The sequence below is a fragment of the Pseudomonas sp. NPDC099000 genome (assembly GCF_044759925.1).
Classification (GTDB): domain Bacteria; phylum Pseudomonadota; class Gammaproteobacteria; order Pseudomonadales; family Pseudomonadaceae; genus Aquipseudomonas.
Map to the genome: position 1 here is coordinate 303,022 of NZ_JBIWAF010000004.1, position 25,872 is coordinate 328,893.

The following is a 25,872-nucleotide window of genomic DNA, read 5'->3' on the forward strand; positions in this document are numbered from 1 at the left end:
TAGGTGAAATTTTTGTACTAAATCGCTCTATCCAGAGATGCCTACCCTGTCGTTACGTTGAAGCCTTGACCGAAATAGCTGCAAACGCACATATTACGCCCGTAATTTTAATCAAAGACTACGTTTACCCAGCCCATTTGCCTTTCAGTCCAGGAGTACATCCATGAGCACTTATGACGTCGTGATACTGGGCGGTGGCCCCGGCGGTTACAACGCAGCGATCCGCGCAGGTCAACTGGGCCTGAAAGCGGCGTGCGTGGAAGGTCGCGCGACGCTCGGCGGGACCTGCCTCAACGTCGGCTGCATGCCCTCCAAGGCGCTCTTGCATGCCTCGGAACTCTACGACGCCGCCATGGGCACGGAATTCGCCAACCTGGGCATCGAGGTCAAACCCACCCTCAACCTCGCCCAGATGATGAAGCAGAAAGATGAAAGCGTGACCGGGCTGACCAAGGGCATCGAATTTCTGTTTCGCAAAAACAAAGTCGACTGGATCAAAGGCTGGGGCCATATCGACGGGCCGGGCAAAGTGACGGTCACCGACAGCCAGGGTGGCAAGACCGAACTGAGTGCCAAGGACATCATCATCGCCACCGGCTCCGAGCCCACTCCCCTGCCCGGTGTCGAGATCGATAACAAACGCATCCTCGATTCCACAGGAGCGTTGTCGCTGGCCGAAGTGCCGAAACACTTGGTGGTGATCGGTGCCGGCGTCATCGGCCTGGAACTGGGCTCGGTGTGGCGGCGCCTGGGCGCTCAGGTGACGGTGGTCGAATTTCTCGAACGGATCTGCCCCGGCGTGGACGGCGAGGCGGGCAAAACCCTGCAGCGCTCGCTGAGCAAACAGGGCATCAGCTTCAAGTTGAGCTCGAAAGTCACCAGCGCAACGCCATCGGCAACCGGCGTTCAGCTCAGCGTCGAACCCGCTGCTGGTGGCACGGCCGAGACGATTGAGGCCGATTACGTGCTGGTCTCCATCGGTCGCCGCCCCTATACCCAAGGTCTGGGATTGGAAAACGTCGGCCTCGCCACCGACAAGCGCGGCATGCTCGCCAACAAGGGTCACCGCACCGAAGCTGCGGGCGTGTGGGTAATCGGCGATGTCACGTCCGGGCCGATGCTCGCCCACAAGGCCGAAGATGAAGCCATGGCCTGCATCGAACAGATCGTCGGCAAGGCGGGCGAGGTCAATTACGACCTGATTCCCAACGTGATTTACACCAAACCCGAGCTGGCCAGCGTCGGCAAGACTGAAGAGCAGCTCAAGGCGGAAGGTCGCGCGTACAAAGTCGGTAAATTTCCTTTCACCGCCAACAGCCGGGCGAAGATCAACCACGAGACCGAAGGCTTCGCCAAAGTGCTGGCTGATGAGCGCACCGACGAAGTTCTCGGCGTGCACCTTGTCGGGCCGAGTGTCAGTGAAATGATTGGTGAATATTGTGTGGCAATGGAGTTCAGCGCTTCGGCTGAGGACATTGCGTTAACGTGCCATCCGCACCCGACGCGGTCCGAGGCGTTGCGTCAGGCGGCGATGAATGTGGAGGGGATGGCGACGCAGATGTAAGCCTGGAGAGTGATGATCGTTCCCACGCTCCGCGTGGGAATGCAGCCCGTGACGCTGCGCGTCACATCCAAAGCCGAACGCAGAGCGTCCGCGGAGGCATTCCCAAGCAGAGCGTGGGAACGATCCTGATCGGTCTAGAGCGGTAGATGCCCCAACGGCAACGCCCCCGGCGTCTTCACCGTGTGTATTGCAAAGTTGCTGCGGATGTCGCTCACGCCCGGCAATTTCAGCAGTCGCTCCGTGAGAAAGCGGTCATACCCGCGCAAATCCGGCACCACCACTTGCAGCAGAAAATCCGATTCCCCTGACACCAGGAATGCCGAAATCACCTCCGGCAATGCCGTGACGGCCAGGCGAAAGGCTTCGGCCTGTTCATCGTTGTGGCGCTCAACCTTGACCCCGACAAACACCGTCAGCCCAAGCCCCACTTCGTCACGATCAAGATTGGCCTGATAACCGCGAATCACACCGGCCTCCTCCAGCATCCGCACCCGGCGCAAACACGGCGAAGCGGACAAACCGATCTCGTCGGCCAATTGCACGTTGCTCAGGCGACCGTCCCGTTGCAGGGCTGCGAGAATTTTGCGGTCGTAGGCGTCGAGTTTCATGGTTTGGCAGATCCTGATGGTTTGATCGTCATGAAGTGGCAGGTTATGCCAATTATTGATCCTTTAGAAGCTGACTACGCAAGCACCTGCCCCTCCCTTGAGCCCTAGACTGGCAGTACCGAATCGACAACGAATGGGGTGCAACGTGGAAGGACTCTGGCTGTTTTTCATGGCATTGGCGGTGGTGTATTTATTGCCCGGCCCGGACATGATTCTGCTGCTGCAAACCGGTGCCCGTCAGGGCAAAGGCGCGGCATTGGCGACGGCGGTGGGTCTGGGCATTGCTCGCGGCTGCCACGTGGCGTTGGCCGCGCTGGGGCTGGCGGCGCTGTTCAAGGCTGCGCCGTGGACCTTCGACGTGGTGCGTCTGGCGGGGGCCGCGTACCTGCTGTGGATCGGCATTCAGTGCCTGCGAACCACGATGTTGCCGAACCTGAATGGCTCAGATGCAACCGCCGAAAAATCGTGCTGGCGCGAATCCATCCAGCGCGGTTTGCTGACCAACCTGCTCAACCCCAAGGCGTTGCTGTTCTGCTCGGTGCTGCTGCCGCAGTTCATCAACCCTCACGCCGGCCCGGTGCTCGCGCAATTTGCGGTATTGGGCATGCTGCTGGTCGGCGTCGGTTTGCTGTTCGACAGCGCCTACGCCTTGACCGGCGCCGCACTGGGTCGCTGGCTGCAACGCAGTCCCTCGGCCCAGCGCCTGCAACAGTGGTTGTTCGGCAGCCTGTTGATCGGCTTCGCGGTGCGGCTGACCTTTGTTCAACAGGCGTGATTAAGCGCGTGCTTTGCGCTTGCGACGATTGATCAGCACCAGGGCTACCGCCGTTACAACTACCACTGCGCCCACTTGCAGCCATTTTTTGTAGGGTCGCAATGCGGAGCGGACAGGGTCCACCACTTGGGTGACATAACGCTTGTCCGCATTCTGAAAATCCGGATAGGGACATTGGTGACCAAAGTTCACCGCCCAATACACGTACGCCCCTTCTTTCACATAGCGTTGATAGAAGGCGCTTTCTTCTTCAAGACTGGTGTTCCACCCCGCTGCCGCACATAAAACAGCGACAAAGGCCTGACTGGTATGAGGTAAGTTATCGGCGGCACGACTGGCCAATGCGGTGGCGACGTAACGATAGTGGTAGCGCTGATCGGGCTTCGCGACGCTGGCTTGCTGGCGCTGGACTTCACCTTCGGCCACCAAAGGACCGACATTGAGTTCATTGCTTTCGAGGCTGTAGTTACCGCCAAACGTCGCGAAATCGGGGGCCATCTCGTAACCCAGCAATGCAATTCCATCGTAACGGGCCAGTGTCGCGGCATGGTAGTAAGCGAATGCCCGTTGGGTCGGCCACCATTTCGATTCCGCATCGTTGCGCAATTGACCGTACCACTTGGCCTTGGCCTGCAATTCGGCATTGTCGAAGTACCCCGTCGCTTCGTCATAACGTCCTTCGCGCAGCAACCGACGCCCGAGCAGATTGCGCAGTTGCGCCGCCACCGGCAACGGCACGTAGTTGTCACGATCCTGCTGGCTCAGCGCTGGCGGTGCCGGCACTTGGGTGTCGACGTAATGCTTGAGTTCATCGACGGTTAGCACCCGCTCGGCAACGGTCGCGGCATCGAACCAATAGATACTTTGGCTGCGATAAAGCTGATCGAACGCTTGCAGGTAATCCCCGCGTTGCAGCGCCAGGATCGCGCTTTCACCCTCAACCCGGCACTTGGGCTGCAGGCTTTCGAAATCGTAGTCAGGCGTGCGTCGCTCACCCCACGACTCGTTCTGCGGGAAGGCCTGGGCTGCCTTGGCGTACGCCGCAGCCGCTGCGTTTTTGTCGCCGTCACGCAGAGCCAATTTCGCCCGCAGCCACCACACCAGACCGCCGTCCCCGGCATGTTCAAGGAACGCTTTGGCGCTGGCGTAATCGCCCTGTTGATAATTCATCGCCGCCAGTCGGTCAGCGTTGTCCAGACTGCCGCGCGTGCTGCTTTGCAGGAGTTTGATCAGTTTCAGTTCGTTCGGCGGTTGCTCACCGAAAGACCAGCCCAGGCGACTGATCAGCGATGCGGTCACCAGTTGCTGCACCGGTTTGCCCTTGAGCAACTCGGTCAACTGAGCTTCAGGCATCGCCAGCAGATCCGCCATCAACAGCTTCAGCGAGGTGTATCCCACCGCCGAGCCGTGACGATTTTGCGCCGCGTACAGGTTGATGGCGTTGTTCCAGTCGCCAGCGGTGCGCGCCACGCGGGCTTGTTCGCCGAGGCTGGCGACACCGAGTTCCAGCGGGTCGTTGAAGCCCTCGACGCTCAGCTGTAGGGCCTGCTCGAAAGCTTTTCGCGCCTGCGCCAACAGGTCGGGCGCTGCGTCCGCTTCGGCGCTCATGGCAAACAGCGTCCGACCCAGCGAATAAGCCGCCCAGGTGCTGCGCAATGCGCGTTGATCCGCTGGCAGCGCCAGCACTTTCTGGAAGTATTCGGCGGCCAGCGCGTGATCACCGGCGTTGAACGCCACCGCACCCGCCAGATAGAACCGAAGCTCCGCCGGCAGGCTCGCGCCCTGGGTGTCGACTTGATGGGCATCGGTCAGCGCGCGCAATTGTTTGACCAGCGCTTGCTGCTCCACCGTCAAACCGGCCTGCTCGGCCTTGTCCCGCTGCTCTGCGTAGTCGGTCGCCTCCAGGCTGTAAGAGGACGTCTCAACGTTCTTGAGCCCTGCGATCATATGCCCGAGGCGGTTGATCTCGAACTGAAAGTTGCCTTCCGGCAGCTCCGCCAGTGACTGGGCGCGGTTGTCCAGCAGGCGCATCGGGAAGTCCGGCCCGCAGGCCAGCGCCGAACCCAGCGGCAGGCTGAGGCCCAGGCAAAGCAAATGGCGGGGCCAGTTACGGGTGAACATTCGAACCTCCTTGATCAATGTATGCGCAGCGTGCCCAACCGATGGCGCGCTGCTCGCCGGCCGGTATCCGGCCGTCGCGCAAGCGGGTGAAGGTAAGCAGATCCGGGCTTTGTTGCAATGCATAACCGGCCAGCGCGTCGGCGCCATCGCAGCCGCGAACCGCCAGCGTCACGCGTTCGGGCCAGGCGTTGTCGAGATTGCCTTGATTGCTGACGCTGATGTCATAGAGGTCGTCTTGCGCGATGAGTTTCAAACTCAAGCGACTGTCGAGGGAATCTCCGCGAACCACGGCCCTCAGCGTGTTCAGGCTCCAGGCCCGGCGATCACCGGCCAGCGGCAGGCGAAACCAGATCAGGCCGGCAAGATGCACCGGTGGATCGGCGCGCAGTTCGGCGGCGAGAGTGCTCAGTTGCAAGGGGTCCGCCAGCAATTCCTGACGTTTACCGGTGCGCTCGATGGGCACTTCGCTTTCCACGACTGGCGCACCGCTGGTGCCCGGCAACAGGGCCACGCCATAAGCGGGCAGCGCCAGGTAAAAGGGTTTCGAGGTGATGCGGCCCCAGGCCTTGGCCCATTGCCTGGCTTGATCGGGGTCAAACAAGCCGCGACGCGGATCGCTCACGGCGTGCACCTGCAACACGCTGCTGTCGACGGTCGCCAAGAGCGCGGGCAATTCAGGGCTGTCGATCCAGGCTGGTAACGCGGTGATGCTTAACGGCAAAGCGGCGGGTAAAGCCGCGCGCAGGTGCGTGAGAAATTCGCGGTAAGCCGGTAGCCGGGCGCTACCGGCGTCGTGGTCGATTTCCACGCCGGAGAGCGTTAGCCCCTGCCCTTGCCAATCGCTGAGCACTTGCTGGATGTGCGCCGTGACGTCGTCCTGATCCAGCGCCTTGAGCTGGCCATCGAGGCGAATCACCGCAATCAGCGGTCGGCCATCGCGCTTGAGCAGCGCCGGATCTATTCGCGCCCGGCTCCAGCCCGCCTGAGGAAACGCCTGCAAGGCCAGCACCCGCAAAGTCGAGAAGTCCGCGCGACTGTCTTGCAGGGCGGCGTCATGGGCCGACGTCCATTGCCGTTGCCAGACGTAGAGTTGCTGATCGAGCGGTGGCGCGTCGTGTTGCTCGCAACCGTTGAGCAGCACCAAAGCCGCAAGCAACGCCGCCAGTCGAACAAAAAAACCCATGAATCCCCTTTCTAAGTAGCAGCTGACGAGCAGCGCGTTGTGGCGAGGGGCTTGCCCCCGTTCGGCTGCGAAGCAGTCGTCAGTCCTGAAAACTCTGTGTTTCTGAAAGAATGCAGGGGGCCGCTTCGCAGCCCAACGGGGGCAAGCCCCTCGCCACAAGACAGCTGCTACAGAGAGTGCCTACACCAATGGTTTGCGGGCAATGATCACCTGACTTTTCGCCACGACCGCGTCCAGCGCCTGCTTGATCTGCGCACCACGGGGCGACGCGAGGATGGCCTGCCACGTATCGGCCCAGTGATTGAGCAACGGGTGGTCGGGATTGCTGAAATCGACCTTGGCTTCCCAGAACAACAGCATCCACATCGACCAGTAAAAACCGTACTGGCTGTGGCTGAGCACTTCCAGGCCGGCGTCGCTGACCATCGCCTTGAACTGCTCTTCGCTGATGATGCGAATGTGGTTGGGCTTCTGGAAATACTCGGGCGCGGCAATGTCTTTTTGCAGGTCTTCCGAGCTTGGGTGCGGGACGCTGAGCAAATACAACGCGCCCGGTTTGCCAACCCGCACCAGTTCAGCAAGGAACTGCGCCGGGTCGTCCACATGTTCAATGACTTCGGTGGACACCACGCGGGTGGCCGTCGCATCGGCAATCGGCAGCGGATTGCAGTCGGTGACGTGGCATTCGACCTCGCGCGCCGGCGTGTCGCCCAGGCGTTGACGGGTGGCTTCGACCTTGGCCGCATCGATGTCGGCGATGATGATCTTCGCCCCGCGCATGCCGCAGAAATGCACGTTGCCGCCATCACCGCAGCCGACGTCCAGCAGCGTGTCCTCGGCGGTCACCGGGAACCCGGTGAACAGCTCACCGGTTTGCTGATTGAACCAGCCGCTGAGCATCGCGTCGTGCAGGCCGAGCATGTATGGATCGACCTTCTCGACCTTGTCCGCCACAGGCGCCGCGGGAGCGGGCGTACCCGCCGTGAGTTTCTTCAAAAGGCTCAGCATGAGGTAGCTCCAGAGGTTTGGGCGGCTGTTCGGGACGTGCCCAGGCGTTTGACCAGCGAGGCACCGCGGTTACGCATGGGCATTTCGATGAAGCGGTAGTTGAGTTCGCTCAACAAGGCGATCAACCCGCCAGCCATCATCAGCGTCAGGATCGGATGTCCCGCCGGATTGGGCAGACCGGCACCCTGCAAGCGGAAAGTGAATTCGCGCACCAGCAAATAAGCCGGTATGTGGATCAGGTAGATCCCGTAGGAGCGACTGCCGACCCACGTCATCAGATTCTTGAACATGCCCCGTGGCAGCAGGTAGTCGCGATTGTAGGAAGCGATCCAGACCAGCACCGCGCACAACACGGCAATCGTGCCGATGCGGTAGTTGGTAAACGTGAAGCGATCCGTCGCCATGAAACTGAGCACCAGCGACAGCACGACCAGCGCCGTCGCACCGGCCCATGGACGGCGCAGGAACGTCGGCTCCCAGCGCAGGTACGAGGGTTGCACGCTCCACATCGCCAACAAGATACCGAGTGCCAGCGCGTCGGTGCGAACCACCATCAGGATCGGTGTGCGCAACGTGAACAACTGCACCGCGACCAACGCCAGCAAGGCCCAGACCAAGTGCTTGCGACAGATCAGAATCAACAGCGGAAACAGCAGGTAAAACTGCTCCTCCAGCGACAGGCTCCAGTACACGAAACTGGTGCCGTACTCATAGTTATAGAAACTGTCGGCGAAGCGGAAATTGGCGTACTGCGCGATCCCGGCCAGGGTCGCTTGCAGGTTGGCATGCAGCGTGCCGAACGCCCCGGAGCGATTGAGGAAAATGCAGCCCAGCAACATCAGCGCCAGCCACAACCACGCCGACGGCAGCAAGCGAAAGGCCCGGCGCAGCCAGAAGTTGCGCGTCTGCTGCCAGTATTCCTGGCGCGTGCTGCAACCTTGCAACGCCGGGATCAGGCTGCGTGCGATGACAAACCCGGAGATGGCGAAAAACAGATCCACGCCCCACCACGGCTGCCCCCACGCGGTGATGGCTTGCAACAGCGGCACCTGGGCTGCAAACAGGCTGTCTTGCAGGTGATGGAACAACACGCCGAGCACCGCAATGCCGCGCAACAACTCGATGTCCATGATTCGTCTGTCGTTAGTCATGTCGTCCTCCTGGACGCTGCTGCGTTATCCATCTCATTCAACGCTGCGCGGGTCATGCCTCGGGGGTGTCCAAGGCGACGCTGGGTTCAAGGAGTTGCGCGAAGAAGACTTTCAGTCGTTGCTCAGCGATGGCCTGGCTGCAGAATTTTTCCAGACTGGCCACGGAATGCGCAGACATCTGCGCATAACGCTCGGCATCGTTTTTGGCGACGTCATAGCTGGCCCGATAAGCGCGGCACAACGACGCCCAATTCGTGACGTAACGCAGGGTTCGGAACGCCCTGCGCGGATCGTGAGGCCAGGCCGTCAGCTCATCGGTGGAGTCGATCAGGAACGCATTATCGGCATCCAGGTAATCGATCATCGCCGTGGTCCTTGGCGCCACGGCCGGTTTGCCGCAGGACATGAACTCCATCAGCGGCAGGCACTGGCCTTCGCCGTAGGAGGTGTTGACCACGTAGCTGGTTGCCTGCACCAGCTGCTCGTAGTCCGCATCCGCGAGATAGCCGTAAATCAGCACGATGCGGCAGCGGTAAGACTGGTTTTTATACAAATGGTGAAGGATATCGGTCAGCGCTTCTTCGGCATCGTGGTGCGTCAGTTTGAGCACCAGCGTCGCATCATCCACCTCGCGGAAGGTCACGCAGAAGGCACTGAGCATGTCTTCCCAATTCTTGCGCCCGTCTCCCGGGTTGAACACCGAGGTGTAGATCACACCATCGAGCACCATCTCGTGTTCACGGGGTGGCGCCTCGAAATCGATACCTTCACCTTCGCGTAACTGCGCCGGCCCAAAGGCCCGCAAGTCGAGCGTGCGGCTGTCCGCCACCAGGCCTTTGATCTTCAGTCGCACCTGGCTGGCCACGGGCTGACGCTGCAACTGGGCGCCACGCGCCGAGAATCGGTCCCACACCGGCGCCGGCACCGCGACGATCGGATAGTCGGCGCCCATCGCCTCGCGCACGGCATTCACGGTGTAGCCGGAATGGGTAATCGCCGCGCCTGAAGCGCGCAAAACCGTGCGCCAGTCATTGCGCGGCTCACCGGCAAAGGGTTCGTTGGGAATGGTGCTGAATTCCCACGCAAACACCGGCAAGGTCGGACAGGCGAAGTGCACGGGCGTGCAATGCGGCGGCGAGAACGACAGGAACACGCAGTCTTCCCCACGGGACAGCGCGTCGAGGTACAAGGCGTCGACTTCGGTCTGCGGGTCGCTGACTTCCACCACGCGCCCCAGGCGTTCGAGCACCGGTCGGTACTCCTTGAGCACGAAGTAATAGCTGTACTCCGAACGGCCGAGGTTCTGGGCAATGGTGTGCTGGTTGGTTTCCGAATGAATGATGATCAGCATGAGGCGTTATCCGTCACGGCCGCTGCCGGCAAAGCCTGCGGCGTCAGCCCGAAAAAATCCGCCAGGCGCTTCTGCACCGGAGCGAAGGCGCAGTAGTCGCGCATGCGTTCGACCGCGTCGGCAGACATGCGCCGGTACTCCAGCGGTTGCTCCTTGGCCATCCGGTAGCTGTTTTCGTAGGCGATTTTCAGCGAGCCCCAGTCCGGTCGATAACGCAGGGTCCGGTAGATGATCCGGGTATCTTGCGGCCAGATGGTCAGCTCTTCGCTGGACTTGACCACAAACGCCACACGCTCATCGATGTAATCTTCCATGGCGGTGTGGTCCGGGGCGATCACCGGTTTGCCGCTGGCCATGAACTCCATCAGCGGCAGGCACAAACCCTCGCAGCGCGACGCGTTGACGTAATAGCTGGCGGCTTCGTACAGCCGCGCGTATTGCGGATCGTCCAGGTAACCGTGCATCACCACCACCCGACAGGCGAACGGCGAAAGTTGCGCGAGCAAAGTCATCAGCTCGTCGTAGTAGGACGACAGGTCGCTCTGGGTAATTTTCAGCACCAGCGTGGCGTCCTCCGTTTCGCGGAAGGCCCAGCAGAAGGCGGTGATCAATTGATGCCAGTTCTTGCGACCGTCACGGGGGTTGAACACCGTGACGTACACCACACCGTCAACCTGGGTGTCGACCTGGGTGGTGGTGTCCGGCCATTGGCGCGGTTCAGGCTCATGCACTGCCATCGTCTGCGGGCCAGCGATGGTCGGCAAAAACCCGGCAAGCCGTGCATGAGCGGTGTCCGAAAGAAGGTCGCGAATGCCTTCCCAATACCACTGGCTCAGAAAGTGCGTGCGATGCATCGGGACAGGCAAGGTTTTGCCCATGTCCCGGCGCCACATGTGCAGGTAATGGCGGGCGATGACGAAGCGGCGTTTCAAGGTGAGCGGCGGTGGCTTCGCGGCTTCCGCTTCAGCCTCTCGCGCGGCGATTTCTTCGGCCGTGGGCAAAACCGGGATCAGTGCGTCGGCGCTGAGCCCGAGGGTACGGGTGTCGAAAATGCAGCCCTTGATCTCCAGTGTCGAACCGGCATTGACCGGGACGCTGGTGTGGTTGTTGCGAATGGTCGCGAAGTTCTCCCACAACGGCGTGGGCAAAACCAGCACGGGGAAGTCTTCGCCCATGGCCCGCCGAATCGCCCGGGCCGTGTGGCTGGAGAGCGTGATGACCCGTCCCTGGCGCGCCAGCATCTGCGTCCAGTCCTGACGTGGGTCGTTGTCCCATTGCTCATCGGGAATGGAGTCGAACTCCCAGGCCACCACGCAGATCGTCGGGCATTCAAGGTCGTTCGGGGTTTTCTGCGGCGGGGTGAACGACAGGAACAGGCTGTCTTCGCCAGCGGCCAGCAATTGTCGATAGAGAGGATCGACCTCGGCGGTGGAGGACACCACATGCACTCGCCCGAGGCTTTCGAGCACCGGGCGATAAGCCTTGAGCACGAAGTAATAACTGTATTCAGGACGCCCGAGGCTCTGGCTGATGGAGTTGTCGTTGACGTCCGAGTAAAGAATGAAGTTCATGGCATCCCACGATGAAGCCGCCATCCCGGCAGCCTCACTCTATGACGGCAAAGCCACGGATCGACCCGGTATTTGCCGGTCGTCGTCCATCGTCTTCTTGCCCGTCTACGTTCTTGTTTTAATGGTCAGTTTCGCGGGGTGTGAATACCACCCGGCCGAACCCTGGGTAATCGTGACGAGGGGCATTCTAAACACATCCGCTGAAGATTCGTGAACCGCCCGGCGAGAATAAATCGGGCTACGCTAACGAGAACTGACCAGTCACGGTGGGACCTGTTGAAATCGCCGCGCAATTGGCACAGATTGGCTACCAAACAACTACAACAAACGTTTCGCCTGTCTTTCGACCAAGGAATCCACCCGGTCTGTCAGACATCTCCATAAAGCCTGTGGGGAATGGACGAAATGCATGACCAAGGGGCCGCTGTTTGAAAAAGCGTCTGTTCGTTACGGGTCTCAGTGGATTCGTAGGACAACACATCCAGTCTCGCCTGAAGGCTGACGCCTCGGAATGGGCGCTTCTGCCTGTCGCCGCCCGTTACGATCTCGCTGAGCCAGGCACCCTCGACGGCCTCTGGCCCGAGATGCCCGACGCGGTCATTCACCTGGCCGGCCAGACCTTCGTGCCCGAAGCCTTCCGCGATCCCGCGCGCACGCTGACTATCAACCTGCTCGGCACCTTGAACCTGCTTCAGGCACTCAAGGCCCGCGGTTTCAACGGGACCTTTCTGTACGTCAGCTCAGGCGACGTCTACGGGCAAGTGATCGAATCAGACCTGCCGATTACCGAGCTCCAGCCACCCTGCCCGCGCAACCCCTATGCCGTGAGCAAACTGTCAGCCGAGTTCCTCAGCCTGCAATGGGGCCTGAGCGAAGGCTGGCCGGTACTGGTCGCCCGCCCGTTCAACCACATCGGCACCGGCCAGAAAGACAGCTTTGTCATCGCCAGCGCCGCGCGCCAGATCAACCGCATCAAACAAGGCCTGCAAGCCCCGCAACTGGAAGTCGGTGACATCGACGTCACACGCGATTTCCTCGATGTCGGCGATGTGGTGTCGGCCTATCTGGCGCTGCTGGAAAAGGGCGCGCCGGGGCAGGTCTACAACATTTGCTCGGGGCGCGAGCAGAGCATCCGCAGTTTGATCGAACAGTTGGGGGACCTCGCCCAGGTCGACATGCAATTGATTCAGGATCCGGCGCGTCTTCGCCGCGCGGATCAGCGTCGCGTTTGTGGCAGCTCTGCCAAGCTCGCCCAGACCACAGGATGGACGCCTGAAATCACAACACAACAATCCCTGCGGGCGATCCTGTCCGACTGGGAGAAGCGAGTAAAAGAAGAATGACAAAAAGTGCATTGATCACAGGGATCACCGGTCAGGACGGCGCTTATCTGGCCAAACTGCTGCTCGACAAGGGTTATAAAGTCCACGGCCTGGTGGCGCGGCGCAGCAGCGATGCGCGCTGGCGTCTGCGTGAAATGGGGGTCGAGGGCGACATCGTTTACCTGGACGGTGACATGGCCGATGCCTGCTCTGTACAGCGCGCGGTGATCAAGTCCGCTCCGGACGAAATCTACAACCTGGCGGCGCAAAGCTTTGTCGCGGCCTCCTGGGATCAACCGGTCACCACCGGCATCGTCGACGGGCTGGGCGTGACTCACCTGCTCGAAGCGATTCGCCAGTTCAGTCCGCACACGCGTTTTTACCAGGCGTCGACCAGCGAAATGTTTGGCCTGATCCAGGCCGAGCAGCAGGACGAGAACACGCCGTTCTACCCGCGCAGCCCTTACGGCGTCGCCAAGCTGTATGGCCACTGGATCACCGTGAACTACCGCGAAAGCTTCAACCTGCACGCCAGCAGCGGGATCCTGTTCAACCATGAATCGCCTCTGCGCGGCATCGAGTTCGTGACCCGCAAAGTGACCGACGCTGCCGCCCGCATCAAGCAAGGCAAACAGCAGGAACTGAGTCTGGGCAACATCGACGCCAAACGCGATTGGGGGTTTGCCGGCGACTACGTCGAAGCCATGTGGCTGATGCTGCAACAGGACAAGCCTGACGACTTTGTGGTCGCCACCGGCGTGACCACCACCGTGCGCGAGATGTGCCGCATCGCCTTCGATCACGTGGGCCTGAACTACCGCGACTTCGTCAAGATCGACCCGGCGTTCTTCCGCCCGGCCGAGGTCGAAGTGCTGCTCGGCAACCCGGCCAAAGCCCAGCGTGTATTGGGCTGGAAGCCAAAAACCGATCTGGATACCTTGATCCGCATGATGATGGATGCGGACATGAAACGCGTCGCCAAGGAGTAGGCCATGCTGATTCCTGTGATTCTCTCCGGCGGTGCCGGTACTCGCTTGTGGCCGGTGTCCCGCGAGGGTCATCCCAAGCCGTTCATGACCCTGCCCGACGGCCAGTCGCTGCTGGGCAAGACCTATCGGCGTGCGGCCGGCCTGCTGGATGGCTGGGGCGATATCGTCACGGTGACCAACCGCGACTACTACTTCCAGAGCAAGGATCACTATCAGGAGGCGCAGCTAAGTCGCCATCGCGGGCACTTTCTGCTGGAGCCAACGGGCCGCAATACGGCCCCGGCCATCGCTGCCGCGGCCCTGTCGCTGCAAGCCCTGCACGGCGATGAAGCGATCATGGTGGTGATGCCCGCCGACCATTTGATCCTCAACGAAGACGCCTTCAAGACTGCGGTCGAACACGCCGTGGCACTGGCCAAGGATGGATTCCTGGTGACGTTCGGCGTGGTGCCGACCGCCCCGGAGACCGGTTTCGGCTACATCGAAACCGGCGCGGCGCTGGACGGAAAAGGCGCCGCGAAGGTCCTGCGCTTTGTCGAAAAACCGGATCTGCAAACCGCCACGCATTACCTGGAAAGCGGCAAGTTCCTGTGGAACTCGGGGATGTTCTGCTTCTCGGTCGCGACCGTGCTGGCCGAATTGCAGATTCATGCCCCCGAGTTGCTGGAGCAGACGCAAACCTGCATGGCACAAAGCGCCCCCGTGGAAACGGCCGGGTGCCTGCAACAGGAATTGTCCCCAACGTTGTTCGCCGAAATCACTGACATTTCCATCGACTACGCCTTGATGGAACGTTCCGACAAAGTGGTCGTGGTGCCCGCCGGTTTCGACTGGAGCGACATCGGCTCCTGGGGCGCGGTGGCCGCGCTGGTGCCGGCGGATGCACAAAACAACCGCGCCACGGGCGACGCGGTGTTCGTCGACAGCCACAACAACTTCGTCCAGAGCGAAGACCGGCTGGTGGCCGCGGTGGGTGTGGATAACTTGATCATTATCGACACCGCCGATGCGGTGCTGGTGGCCCATGCCGATCGCGCGCAGGATGTGCGCCGGGTGGCCAAGCAGCTAAAGGATAAAAAACACGAGGCCTATCGCCTGCACCGCACGGTCAGCCGACCTTGGGGCACCTACACCGTGCTCGAGGAAGGCCCGCGCTTCAAGATCAAACGCATCGTGGTCAAGCCCGGCGCCAAGTTGTCGCTGCAAATGCACCATCACCGCAATGAACACTGGGTGGTCGTCGAAGGCATGGCCAAGGTCACCAACAACGGCTCCGGCACTCACCTGGTGGCCAAGAACGAATCGACTTTCATTGCCGCCGGCCACAAGCATCGCCTGGAAAACCCGGGGGTGATCGACCTGGTGATCATTGAAGTGCAAAGCGGCGAATACCTGGGAGAGGACGATATCGTTCGCTTCGAAGACCAATACGGCAGGACGGTTTGAATGCTGCTTTCCCTTTACCGCTCGCTGTGTAGCCATCGAGGGTTCATCCTCGGTAGCGTCCAGCGAGAGTTTCAGGCGCGTTATCGCAATTCGCTGTTCGGTGCCCTGTGGCCCGTGCTCAATCCGCTGTCGATGATCATCGTCTACACCGTGATTTTTTCTCACATCATGCGCGCCCGCCTGCCGGGTGTGGATGACAGCATGGCTTACAGCGTGTACCTGTGCGGCGGCTTGCTCGCCTGGGGACTGTTTGCGGAAATCACCCTGCGCAGCCAGAACATGTTTCTGGAAAACGCCAACCTGTTGAAGAAAATAAGCTTCCCGCGGGTCTGCCTGCCGGTGATTGTCTTGATCAACGCCGGCATCAACTTCGCGATCATCATCGGCCTGTTCCTGGGTTTTCTGCTGTTCACGGGACGTTGGCCGGGCATGGCGTTGCTGGCGTTGATACCGCTGATGGCGTTGCAAATGATGTTCTGTGCCGGGCTGGGAATGATACTCGGCGTGTTGAACGTCTTCTTCCGTGATGTCGGGCAACTCTTCGGCATCTGCCTGCAATTCTGGTTCTGGCTGACGCCCATTGTGTACCCGATGAGCATTCTGCCGGACTGGGTTCAGCGCCTGCTGCAACTCAACCCCCTGACCAACCTGATCGTCAGCTATCAAAACATGTTTCTCTATGGGCAATGGCCGGTCTGGAGTTCGCTGCTGCCGATTTTTGTCACCGGCGTGGTGTTCTGTCTGATCGGGCTGCGTCTGTTTCGCCAGCGCGTCGGCGAAATGGTGGATGAACTCTGATGGGGCATATTCGCGTCACCGGCCTGGGCAAGGCCTACAAGCAATACCCGAACCGCTGGAGCCGACTGGCCGAGTGGCTGATTCCGTTTTCGCCCAAGCGTCACCACCAGCACTGGGTGCTGCAAGACGTCGAATTCGAGATCGCCCCCGGTGAAGCGGTGGGCATCGTCGGGGTCAACGGTGCGGGCAAAAGCACGTTGTTGAAGATGATCACCGGCACCACCCAACCGACGTGCGGCAAGATCGAACTCGAAGGCCGGGTGGCGGCGCTGCTGGAACTGGGCATGGGGTTTCACCCGGACTTTACCGGTCGACAGAATGCAATCATGGCCGGGCAATTGCTGGGCATGCAGGTCGATGACATTGAAGCGCTGATGCCCGAGATCGAACATTTCGCGGAAATCGGCGAAGCCATCGACCATCCGGTACGTACCTACTCCAGCGGCATGCAGATGCGCCTGGCGTTCAGCGTGGCCACCGCACGGCGTCCGGACATCCTGATCGTCGACGAAGCGCTGTCCGTGGGCGATGCCTACTTCCAGCACAAGAGCTTCGAACGCATCCGCAGCTTCCGCAAGGCCGGCACCACCCTGCTGATCGTGTCCCACGACCGCTCGGCCATTCAGGCGATTTGCGATTCGGCCATCCTGCTCAAAGACGGCCGCATGGCCATGCACGGCAAACCCGAAGCGGTCCTAGACTATTACAACGCCATGATGGCCGAACGTGAAGGCCAGATCGTGCGTCAGGAAATGCTCGCGGACGGGGAAGTGCAAACGATTTCCGGCACCGGTGAAGCGGGCATCCTCAGTGTGCGGTTGCTGGACGAGAATGAACGTTCCATCGACGCCGCCGAGGTCGGTCAGGCCGTGGTGCTGGAAGTCCAGGTCGAAGTCCGTCAGGACATCGAGCGATTGGTGCTCGGCTTCATCCTCAAGGACCGCCTGGGTCAGATGATGTATGGCATCAACACCCATCGCCAGGACAAGGCCCTGACCGATCTGCACGCCGGGGAACGCTACACGTACCGTTTTTCCTTCGTCATGGGCCTGGGCAAGGGCAACTATTCCGTGTCCCTGAGCCTGTCTCGGCTTGACTCGCACCTGGATCGCAACTACGAATGGCGCGATTACGGATTGGTGTTCCATGTGATCAACAACCGGCATGAAGACTTCGTCGGCTGCTCGTGGCTCGCGGCGAAAACCACCATTACCCGCTCCGGGTCGACTGTTTCGGAGCGCACGCCATGACCCGTCTTCTGGTGGAATGCACCCACGTATTCCAGCACCCCAAAGTCAATTCGGGCATTCAGCGAGTGGTGCGCAACGTCATCAATCAGCTGCCGGAGACTGTCGACGGTGTCGAGTGCATTCCGGTGGTGATGCTCAAGGGCAAGCTCTATCGGGTGCTGAAACTCGGCGCGTTGAACATCCCGTTTTTCGATGGCTTGATGACCTTCGGCGGACGCTTGGGACGGCTGGCTCATCGTTTCTGGCAACTGCATCAACGCTTGCACAATCGCAGCAACTCGCGAGTGATCAAGCGTCTGCTGCACGTGGCCTACCGTCTCACCGCCATTACCTGTTTCAGCCTGCCGATACGTCTGATCGAGGCCATCAACCAGTATCAACTGCCCAAACGGTGCTCGCCGCTGCAGCATCAGCCGGGCGATCAACTGGTGTTGCTGGACTCTTCCTGGCACAGCGATTTCTTCCCGTTTGCCGAACAGCTCAAGCGTGAAGGCGTGGGCATCGTTTCGGTGATCTACGACCTCATCCCGCTGACTCACCCACAGTTCTACGACAGGCGGCTGGTGCAGATTTTCAACGAGTGGTTCAACTGGATCACCCAAACCGCCGATGGCTACGTGGCGATCTCCGCCACGGTGCGCGATCAGGTGCATGAAGAATTGCAGCGTAGGCTGGGCCCGGCCAAAGCCGATGCGCTGTGGTTCGACTATTTTCACCTCGGCTCCGAGCTGGACCTGAGCGAAGCCACTGCCGCCGTCGAGCCACGACTGACGCGCGTGTTCACAACACCGGAACCGGTGTTTTTGATGGTCAGCACCATCGAGCCGCGTAAAAACCACGATTACCTGCTCGACGCTTTCGAACGCGCCTGGGCCTCAGGTTCGCAAGCCCGGCTGTGCATCGCCGGGCGCATCGGCTGGAAGTGCGACGCCCTGCTCGCCCGCGTGCGCAATCATCCGCAATTGAACCAACACCTTTTCATGTTCAACGACCTGAGCGACACCAGCCTCGAACACGCCTATTCCCACGCCAGCGCACTGGTGTTTCCGTCCTGGGTCGAAGGCTTCGGCCTGCCCCTGGTCGAAGCGATGCAGCGCGGTTTGCCGGCCATGGGCAGCGACATTCCGATCTTTCGCGAAATCGGTGGCGAGTTCATGGCGTACTTTGACCTTGCCGAACCGCAAAGCCTGGCAGACCTGGTCACCGGTTTCGAACGCTCCGGGCAATTCCCCGCAGCTCGCCACGTGGCGGACTGGCAGTGGATCGGCTGGCGTGAAGCCAGTGCGCAACTGGCCGAACGAACCCTGCGCAATCTGGTAGACGCGCCGGTCGTGGAAGAGAGGCAACATGCGAATTGCCCTTAACGCCCGGATCCTGCAAGCCCCGCGCACCGGCATCGGCCATTACGTCGCCGAACTGGCGAACGCCCTTGCTGATGAACCCGATGTCGAACTGACGCTGTTCCACGGTTGGGGCTGGAGTTCGGATTTGCCGGAAGCAGCGATGCCCGGATATTCGCGACTGACGCCGTTGCTGCGACAGATTCCGGGGGCATATCAGGCACGGCGCTGGCTGGAGCAGAAACGCTTCGATCAGGGTCGGTTGAAGACCATCGACCTCTATCACGAACCGAGCCTGTGGCCGCTGTCGTTCGACGGCCCAACGGTCATCACCCTGCATGACCTGACGCACCTGCACTACCCCGAGACGCAGCCACCTTCGCGTCTGCGGGAAATTGAGCGCCGGCTGGCCGACGGCGTGCAGCGGGCGCGTCTGATTCTCACCGACTCGCAGTACATTGCCGACGAAGCCCAGGCGTATTTCGCGCTGCCGGCCGAACGCTTTGTCGTCGCACCGCTGGGCGTGGCCGCACGTTTCCATCCTCGGGAACCTGAAGCCATCGACGCGGTGCTCAAGACCCACGGCGTCGAGGCGCGGGAATACTTCCTGTGCGTCGGCACCCTGGAGCCGCGCAAGAACCTGACGCTGGCCCTGCGTGCCCACGCCCGATTGCCGGAAGCCGTGCGCCAGCGTTTTCCACTGCTGATCGCCGGCATGGCCGGTTGGCAGGGCGAGCAGTTCAGTGATGAATTGCGCGCAGCCCTGGCCACCGGCGATGTGTGCCTGCTCGGGTATCTGCCCGATGAAGCGCTTGCACAACTGCTGGCCGGCGCCCGGGCATTGATCTTTCCCTCGTTGTACGAAGGGTTCGGCCTGCCCGTCCTGGAAGCCATGGCCAGCGGCACCCCGGTGATCCTGACCGAGCATTCGGCCATGCCGGAAGTCGCAGGCGCAGCCGGCAACTACATAGCACCGGACGATCCAGACACCTTGCGCGATGCCATGAGCCGGCTCATCGACGACCCGCTGCATTGGCAGGTCTGTCGCGAAGCCGGTTTGCAACAAGCGAAGCTTTTTTCCTGGGAGCGTTGCGCGAAGGCCACGGCCCGCGCTTACCGCCAGGCTATGGGAGACTAAAATGCGCGTACTGCACTTTTATAAAACCTATCTGCCGGATTCGATGGGTGGCATCGAACAGGTCATTTTTCAACTCTGCGAGAGCGGTGCGCGGCACTCGGTCGACAGCACGGTACTGACGTTGAGCAACGACCCGGCACCTGGCGCATTGCAGATCGGCCAGCACCAGGTTCATCAGGCCCGGATGGATTTTCAGATGGCCTCCACCGGTTTTTCCTACAGCGTCTTCAAGCAGTTTCGTGAGCTGGCGGCTGAGGCCGACGTGGTCAACTACCACTTCCCGTGGCCCTTCATGGACCTGGTGCATTTTTTCAGCGCCACCCAAAAACCCTGCGTGGTGAGCTACCACTCGGACATCATTCGCCAGCGCCATTTACTCAAACTCTACCGTCCTTTGATGCGTCGTTTTCTGGACAGCGCCGACCGAATCGTCGCGGCCTCCCCCAACTACTTTCACACCAGTGATGTGCTCCAGGACTACCGCGAGAAAACTCGAGTCATCACCTACGGGCTGGACAAGTCAGGTTATCCACAGCCCGAAGCAGCACGTACTGAACGCTGGCGTAAACAGGTGGGAGACCGGTTCTTCCTGTTCGTCGGCGTCATGCGCTATTACAAGGGGCTGCACATTCTGCTCGAAGCGATGCAAGGGCTGAATTATCCAGTGGTGATCGTCGGCGCCGGGCCGCTGGAAGCCGAACTGCATGCCCAGGCCAAGGCCTTGGATTTGCAGAATCTGCACTTCCTGGGGCGCTTGGGTGACGAGGACAAGGTAGCGTTGCTGGAGTTGAGTTACGCGGTGGTGTTTCCGTCGCATCTACGCTCCGAAGCGTTCGGTATCTCGCTGCTTGAGGGCGCGATGTATGGCAAACCGATGATCTCCAGCGAAATCGGCACCGGCACCAGCTACATCAACATCCACAACGAGACCGGGCTGGTGGTGCCGCCCAGTAATCCACAGGCATTCCGTGAAGCGATGCGCACGCTGTGGGAAAACCCGACACGTGCGGCGGAGATGGGCGCGAAGGCTGAGGCACGGTATCGGCAGTTATTCACAGCCGACGAAATGGGCCGCAAGTGGACGGCGTTGTACGAAGAACTGCTGGAAGAAAAATCCCTGTCCTACGCCTGAACCTGTAGGAGCGAGGCTTGCCCGCGAAGGCGGCGTGTCAGTCGACATCAATGTTGAATGACATGCCGCCTTCGCGGGCAAGCCTCGCTCCTACAGAGGATCAGCAGTGCGGCGCGGGATTTGGTACGGCGACGTTATCCAGCATCCGGTTCACCGCAAGTTCCGCCAGCATGACGATCTGCTGAATCGCCATCGCCGTATGCCGGTGCGGCCCCTCCAGATACCCCGCAAAATCACTCGCCATCACATTGGCCTGGGCCAAGGATTCACAGGTGTGGGCCAGCAGGTCTTCGTCTTTGATGTCCGGCGCAACCATGAACATCGTGCTGGGTTTGCGGGTAGCGGGAGATTTGAGGGCGGAGGGGTTGAGGTAGTGATCCAGCGCGCGCTCGGCGGCGTCATTCAATTTTTTTGGAATCGATGGATTCGTAGGGGGAAACGTCGTCGGTTTCCGGGGGATTTGGTGTTTCTTTAATCATGGTGACACTCCGAATGAGAGGGTGGCTGCCACTGATCGCTGCGACGCGATGTAAAGGAGGCAGCTGTACGCGGGGTCGCAGACCGAGCCATTCGGAAACTCGGCATACCCGAAGGTATCCCGCGCACAGCCGCCATCAAGCGGGGCCGGCGATTATGCACCAAATGAACTGAACGGACTGCGACGCCCGATCGCTGATGTGCAGCGACCCCCAAAGCCTATCCCCCCGACTTCCGACACGACAACCGCTAGAACGTGTCGGAATCGTCCTCCGGACCGCTCAAGTCTGTAGGACGTTCGCAGTAAATTTCAGGCCAACATCGGCCCCAATGTAGGAGCGAGGCTTGCCCGCGAAGGCGGCGTGTCAGTCGACCTCAATGTTGAATGACACACCGCCTTCGCGGGCAAGCCTCGCTCCTACAGAGGGTCGCCTGTGCTTTCCGGATTGGTTACAAATCCAGCACCAACGGCTGCGAACCCTGCGCCGGCACTGCGCAACAAATCAGCACCTCTCCCGCATCAGGCACTTCCGCCGGGGGCTGTGGATAACTCACCTCGCCGCTGATCAGGCGGGTCTTGCAGGTGCCACACGAACCTCCGCGACAACTGAATTCCGGGCGCAAACCGCGGCTTTCCGCCAACTCCAGCAAACTGCCGCCGTCCGGCTGCCAGCGCGCCTCTTTGGCCGAGCGCTGGAACACCACCGGCACCGAAACCGTAGCGGCCGGTGGCTGCTCGAAGACCACCGCATCCGGGTCCGGCGTGCGACGCAACGTCGACGGACCAAAGGTTTCGGCGTGAATCCTTGAGTCGCGAATGTTCAGCTCCCGCAGGGTGTCGTACAGCCCTTGGGTAAAACTGCCCGGGCCGCAGAGGACAAAGTCCACTTGGTCGTAGTCTTCCACCTCAAGCATCGTCTTGAGCAGGTCGGCGTCGATGCGCCCGGTCAGGTCGAAATCGTCCCCCTCGCGGGCGTCCGGCTCCGGCTGACTGAGCAACCGCCGCACGCGCACCGCGTCACCGAGGCCATCAAGCAAGCGGTCCAGTTCCGGGCGAAACGGTTGATCGGCCAAGGTTCGCGAACTCTGGAAAAACCAGGTCGGGCGGATGCCCCGCGTGCGCAGCCCTTGATAAACCACCTCGCGCACCATCGACAGCAGCGGCGTGATACCGACGCCAGCAGCCAACAGCACCAGCGGTCGCCGCTCATTGGCCGCCACGGTGAAATGCCCCTGGGGCGCGCGGGCTTCCAGCACATCGCCAACACGGATCTGCTCATGCAGGTGCGACGACACAAGCCCTTCACGCTTCACACTGATACGGAAAAAGTCATCGGACGGCGCGCTCGACAGGCTGTACGTGCGGATATGCACTTCGCCAGCAATGTTGAATCGCAGCGGCAAATGCTGCCCGGCCTGGAACACCGGCAACCCGGCATCATCGCCAGGCTCCAGATAGATCGAACGGATGTGGCGGCTTTCCTGTTCGATGCGCGCCACCCGCAGCGGCCGCCAGTGATCGCCCAAAGCCTTGGCTTGCAGGCGTGCGTTTGCCTGCGCCCAGGTGCCGGTCAGCAAACTGGTGGGCGACACGCCGTCAAAGCGCCAGCGCAAGGCCAGCGCCGCAGGCCGACGCACCACGCGCTCCACGTCGAAGGTCCACAGACGCTCGGCCCCTTGAAAGGCTTCGACTTGCGGGCCTTCGAGAATGACATGCGCGCGGCCGCTGAGCTGCAGCAGGTCGCCCGAGTTGAAATCGATGAACAGCAAACCGGCCCGAGGATTGATCAGCAGGTTGCCCAAGGTGTTGAAGAACAGGTTGCCGGCGAAGTCCGGGATGGTCAGGCGATTACCTTCCACCTGTACGAAACCGGCCTGGCCGCCGCGATGAGAAACGTCCACCGAGCGTTGGCCGTCGACGTCCACATAACTGGCGACAAAGAAGGTATCGGAGCCGGCGATCATGGCTTGGGCCGCGTCATCCAGCCCATCGAGGTGCTGCGCAATACGGGTTGCCGGATCCGCCAGGGGCACCGAGCGAAACTGGCGCAACTGGATGTATTGCGGGCAATTGCCGAACGATTGCTCCACCGCCACCCCGAAGCCGCTCGATGTCACAGCGCCGACCCGTCCATTCATACGGTTGCGACGCCGGGTGTGCAGCTCGACGCCGAGCAGACCGATCGCCGCGCCCTCTTGCAACTGCGCAGGGTCGCCGCTGCCGGGCAGACTGTCGAACTGCAACAGCGCAGGCGCAGGGGAATGAGCAAAACCCGGCGGCCCTTCAAGAATACTGGCCCAAGGGTTGCCATCAGCATCCACCGCGCCGTACAGCATGAACGGCAGTTGCTGATAGAACTGGCGGTGCTGATCCGGCATCTCGCCGCGAATCACCCTACGACCTAATACGTCCATTCGCTCGGCCACACCCACGTGGGCCTGCAACTGTTTCTCGCCTGCGTGCCACGGTGAACGGTCCATAACGGCTTCTCCCCTGCGCTGATCGCGCAACAAGAACGGCCCGACTGAATCGGGCCGTGAGCATCAGGCAGTTTTTTGCAAACCGGCGACGGTGCGCGGCATGCCGACAAATCCAGGCAAGGCTTCAATGCGTGCCAGCCAGGCGCGGATGTTGGCGTAGTCGTCCAGCGACACATTGCCTTCCGGTGCATGGGCGATGTAGCTGTAGGCCGAGACATCGGCGATGGTCGGCTCGTTGCCGACAAGGTATGGGGTGGCGGCCAGTTCCTGATCGATCACTTTGAGCACGGTGTGGGCATAAGCGATCACCTCTTCAGCGTTGTAAGGCGCACCAAATACGGTGATCAACCGGGCTCTTGCCGGGCCAAAGGCAATCGGCCCGGCGGCGACCGACAACCAGCGCTGCACTTTGGCCGCACCGACCGGATCGCTTGGCAGCCAGCGACCATTGCCGTATTTCTGCGCCAGATAAACCAGGATCGCGTTGGAATCGGCCAGCACCACTCCTTGATCATCAATCACCGGTACCTGACCAAAGCGATTGAGCGCCAGGTAATCCGGCTGCTTGTGTGCGCCCTTGGCCAGATCGACCAAGATCAGCTCGGTCGGCAGTTGCAGCAGGGACAGCATCAGCTCGACACGGTGAGCATGGCCAGAACGAGGGAAGTTGTAGAGTTTGATGGCTTGCATGGTCGACTCCGCTGGGTGGAGGCGCCATTTGGAAAGAGTCGGCGCCGATGGGTTGTCATCTTCCACCTGCTACCGAAACAAAAGAATAACCAGCAAACGCAATCAATTATTTCATCTGGAGCAATAGTGCCTCGTTCTTCAAGGCTGGATGCTCGCGCAGGGCCTTCACCGTGAAGTCGACAAAACTGCGCACCCGCGCAGGGGCTTTGCGCCCGCCCTGATAAATCACGTGAATCGGTAACGGCGCCAGTTCGAATTCAGCCAGGACGATTTGCAACTCACCCGCCGCCACCTTTCCCGCGACTTGATAAGACAACACTCGGGTAAACCCCAGCCCCAGGCAGGCGGCCGTGATGGCAGCCTGATTGGCGGTGACCACCAACCGAGCCTCCGTGCGCACCGTCAGCGGTTCGCCATTTTCAAGGAACGGCCAGTTGCGTAATTGGCCCGTGGCTGATGTCGCAATAATCGGCGCCTGCACCAGCTCCTGCGGATGCAAAGGCCGGCCATGGGCCGCGATCAGCGCTGGCGAACCACAAATCACCCGCCGCACCTCGCCAACCCGAATCGCATGCTGATTACTGTCAGGCAAATCGCCGATGCGCACCGCCACATCGATTCCCTCTTCGACGACACTGACCACACGATCAAGCAACAGCGCATTGATGCTGACCTCAGGGAACTGCCCCAAATAATCAACCATCACTGGCGTGACAAATAACTCTCCAAACAATACCGGCGCGGTAATCGTCAATTGCCCACGAGGTTGTGCGTGACTGCCCGCCGCCGAATCTTCCGCTTCCTGCACCTCGGCGAGGATCCTGCGACAATCTTCCAGATAACGCTGCCCCGCCTCGCTCAAGTACACGCTGCGAGTGGTGCGCGTCAGCAACTGCGTGCCAATGCGTTTCTCCAGCGCCGCGACCGCTCGAGTGACACTAGCCGCCGACATCCCCAAACGCCGCGCCGCCGCCGAGAAACCTTGCTCCTTGGCGACGGCGGCGAATACCTGCATTTCCTGGAATCTGTCCATTGGGCAATGTCCTTCATTCGGATAAAAAAAATCGCAACCATAGGCTGCGATTTTTTGTGTGATTTTAGAGCATTAAAACTGTCGCGGGAGCATCACGGTTTTCGCGGCCTGCAGCCTCGTTGAGAGGAATCGCAAAACTGTCGCGACCACCTAAAATGCCGATCCGGACGGATACGATAGAGAATTAAAACTGTCTCAGCCAGTAACGACGCGGCTTTCGCGTGTAGGCTCCAATGCGACCCAGGCGTTTGCGCGCCAATGTCGAGAACGTGCTGGACAAGCGTTACTGGAGTTCCGCCGGCGCTTCCGATGACAGCGAACCGGGGTTGACGCTGTCTACACCTCGGACTTATCTGCTGTCGGCGACTGTGGACTTCTGAGCAAGCAAGTTACATCGGCAATTGAATCAGGGCGGTGTGACACCGCCCTGATTGCTTTACACGC

The 25,872-nt window shown here is 60.8% G+C and carries 21 protein-coding genes and 1 pseudogene; 11 read left to right on the plus strand and 11 right to left on the minus strand.

Annotated features, from left to right (window positions below):
- Positions 1–163: 163 nt before the first annotated feature.
- Entirely contained in the window at positions 164–1,564 is a 1,401-nt protein-coding gene (gene lpdA, locus ACIQV9_RS08220; protein ID WP_403099975.1) for a dihydrolipoyl dehydrogenase, read from the plus strand.
- Positions 1,565–1,698: 134 nt separating this feature from the next.
- Here the strand turns inward: lpdA and ACIQV9_RS08225 are convergent, their stop codons facing one another.
- A complete protein-coding gene (locus ACIQV9_RS08225; RefSeq protein ID WP_010465412.1) occupies positions 1,699–2,172 on the minus strand; it encodes an Lrp/AsnC family transcriptional regulator in 474 nt (157 codons plus the stop codon).
- A 145-nt stretch (positions 2,173–2,317) separates the two neighbouring features.
- Here ACIQV9_RS08225 and ACIQV9_RS08230 point away from each other — a divergent pair, with 145 nt between their 5' ends.
- A complete protein-coding gene (locus ACIQV9_RS08230) occupies positions 2,318–2,947 on the plus strand; it encodes a LysE family translocator (protein WP_403099977.1) in 630 nt (209 codons plus the stop codon).
- On the opposite strand, the gene ACIQV9_RS08235 is transcribed toward ACIQV9_RS08230, so the two are convergent.
- From ACIQV9_RS08235 to ACIQV9_RS08260, 6 genes are all read right to left on the minus strand, one after another.
- Positions 2,948–5,068, minus strand: coding sequence for a hypothetical protein (locus ACIQV9_RS08235; protein WP_403099978.1), 2,121 nt, complete (start codon positions 5,066–5,068; stop codon positions 2,948–2,950). It lies immediately after the preceding gene.
- Positions 5,055–6,251, minus strand: coding sequence for a DUF3142 domain-containing protein (locus ACIQV9_RS08240; RefSeq protein ID WP_403099980.1), 1,197 nt, complete (start codon positions 6,249–6,251; stop codon positions 5,055–5,057). Before ACIQV9_RS08240 ends, ACIQV9_RS08235 begins: the two co-directional genes overlap by 14 nt.
- A 180-nt stretch (positions 6,252–6,431) precedes the next feature.
- Positions 6,432–7,259 (minus strand): class I SAM-dependent methyltransferase, encoded by an 828-nt coding sequence (locus ACIQV9_RS08245; protein ID WP_403099981.1) that lies wholly within the window; start codon positions 7,257–7,259, stop codon positions 6,432–6,434.
- Positions 7,253–8,410 carry an acyltransferase family protein gene (locus ACIQV9_RS08250; protein ID WP_403099983.1) on the minus strand — a complete coding sequence of 386 codons (1,158 nt, stop codon included), beginning with the start codon at positions 8,408–8,410 and terminating at the stop codon, positions 7,253–7,255. Before ACIQV9_RS08250 ends, ACIQV9_RS08245 begins: the two co-directional genes overlap by 7 nt.
- 52 nt (positions 8,411–8,462) lie before the next feature.
- Positions 8,463–9,761 (minus strand): glycosyltransferase, encoded by a 1,299-nt coding sequence (locus tag ACIQV9_RS08255; RefSeq protein WP_403099984.1) that lies wholly within the window; start codon positions 9,759–9,761, stop codon positions 8,463–8,465.
- Positions 9,755–11,332, minus strand: coding sequence for a glycosyltransferase (locus ACIQV9_RS08260; protein ID WP_403099985.1), 1,578 nt, complete (start codon positions 11,330–11,332; stop codon positions 9,755–9,757). Before ACIQV9_RS08260 ends, ACIQV9_RS08255 begins: the two co-directional genes overlap by 7 nt.
- A 428-nt stretch (positions 11,333–11,760) precedes the next feature.
- On the opposite strand from ACIQV9_RS08260, the gene ACIQV9_RS08265 reads away from it, so the two are divergent.
- From ACIQV9_RS08265 to ACIQV9_RS08300, 8 genes are read left to right on the plus strand one after another with little or no spacing between them, the layout of a single operon-like run.
- On the plus strand, positions 11,761–12,675 hold the full coding sequence (locus ACIQV9_RS08265) for a GDP-mannose 4,6-dehydratase (protein WP_403099986.1): 915 nt from the start codon (positions 11,761–11,763) through the stop codon (positions 12,673–12,675).
- A complete protein-coding gene (gmd, locus tag ACIQV9_RS08270; RefSeq protein WP_109626923.1) occupies positions 12,672–13,643 on the plus strand; it encodes a GDP-mannose 4,6-dehydratase in 972 nt (323 codons plus the stop codon). The genes ACIQV9_RS08265 and gmd overlap by 4 nt, the downstream gene beginning before the upstream one ends.
- A gap of 3 nt (positions 13,644–13,646) precedes the next feature.
- Positions 13,647–15,089: a mannose-1-phosphate guanylyltransferase/mannose-6-phosphate isomerase gene (locus ACIQV9_RS08275; protein WP_403099989.1), complete on the plus strand. Its 1,443-nt coding sequence runs from the start codon at positions 13,647–13,649 to the stop codon at positions 15,087–15,089.
- Entirely contained in the window at positions 15,090–15,887 is a 798-nt protein-coding gene (locus ACIQV9_RS08280) for an ABC transporter permease (RefSeq protein WP_403099991.1), read from the plus strand.
- Positions 15,887–17,137 (plus strand): ABC transporter ATP-binding protein, encoded by a 1,251-nt coding sequence (locus ACIQV9_RS08285; protein WP_403099993.1) that lies wholly within the window; start codon positions 15,887–15,889, stop codon positions 17,135–17,137. Before ACIQV9_RS08280 ends, ACIQV9_RS08285 begins: the two co-directional genes overlap by 1 nt.
- On the plus strand, positions 17,134–18,501 hold the full coding sequence (locus ACIQV9_RS08290) for a glycosyltransferase family 4 protein (protein WP_403099994.1): 1,368 nt from the start codon (positions 17,134–17,136) through the stop codon (positions 18,499–18,501). The genes ACIQV9_RS08285 and ACIQV9_RS08290 overlap by 4 nt, the downstream gene beginning before the upstream one ends.
- Positions 18,485–19,615 (plus strand): glycosyltransferase family 4 protein, encoded by a 1,131-nt coding sequence (locus tag ACIQV9_RS08295; protein WP_403099996.1) that lies wholly within the window; start codon positions 18,485–18,487, stop codon positions 19,613–19,615. The genes ACIQV9_RS08290 and ACIQV9_RS08295 overlap by 17 nt, the downstream gene beginning before the upstream one ends.
- Before the next feature lies 1 nt (position 19,616).
- A complete protein-coding gene (locus tag ACIQV9_RS08300; RefSeq protein WP_403099998.1) occupies positions 19,617–20,747 on the plus strand; it encodes a glycosyltransferase family 4 protein in 1,131 nt (376 codons plus the stop codon).
- Between the two features lie 100 nt (positions 20,748–20,847).
- Here the strand turns inward: ACIQV9_RS08300 and ACIQV9_RS08305 are convergent.
- The 4 genes and pseudogenes from ACIQV9_RS08305 to ACIQV9_RS08320 form a co-directional block, all read right to left on the minus strand.
- Positions 20,848–21,226: pseudogene (locus ACIQV9_RS08305) on the minus strand (DUF6124 family protein).
- A 448-nt stretch (positions 21,227–21,674) separates the two neighbouring features.
- A complete protein-coding gene (locus tag ACIQV9_RS08310) occupies positions 21,675–23,705 on the minus strand; it encodes a pyridoxamine 5'-phosphate oxidase family protein (protein WP_403099999.1) in 2,031 nt (676 codons plus the stop codon).
- Positions 23,706–23,768: 63 nt separating this feature from the next.
- On the minus strand, positions 23,769–24,395 hold the full coding sequence (locus tag ACIQV9_RS08315) for a glutathione S-transferase family protein (RefSeq protein WP_403100000.1): 627 nt from the start codon (positions 24,393–24,395) through the stop codon (positions 23,769–23,771).
- Between the two features lie 106 nt (positions 24,396–24,501).
- On the minus strand, positions 24,502–25,428 hold the full coding sequence (locus ACIQV9_RS08320) for a LysR family transcriptional regulator (RefSeq protein WP_403100001.1): 927 nt from the start codon (positions 25,426–25,428) through the stop codon (positions 24,502–24,504).
- Between the two features lie 233 nt (positions 25,429–25,661).
- On the opposite strand from ACIQV9_RS08320, the gene ACIQV9_RS08325 reads away from it, so the two are divergent.
- On the plus strand, positions 25,662–25,808 hold the full coding sequence (locus ACIQV9_RS08325) for a hypothetical protein (RefSeq protein WP_248804211.1): 147 nt from the start codon (positions 25,662–25,664) through the stop codon (positions 25,806–25,808).
- The last annotated feature ends 64 nt before the right edge of the window (positions 25,809–25,872 follow it).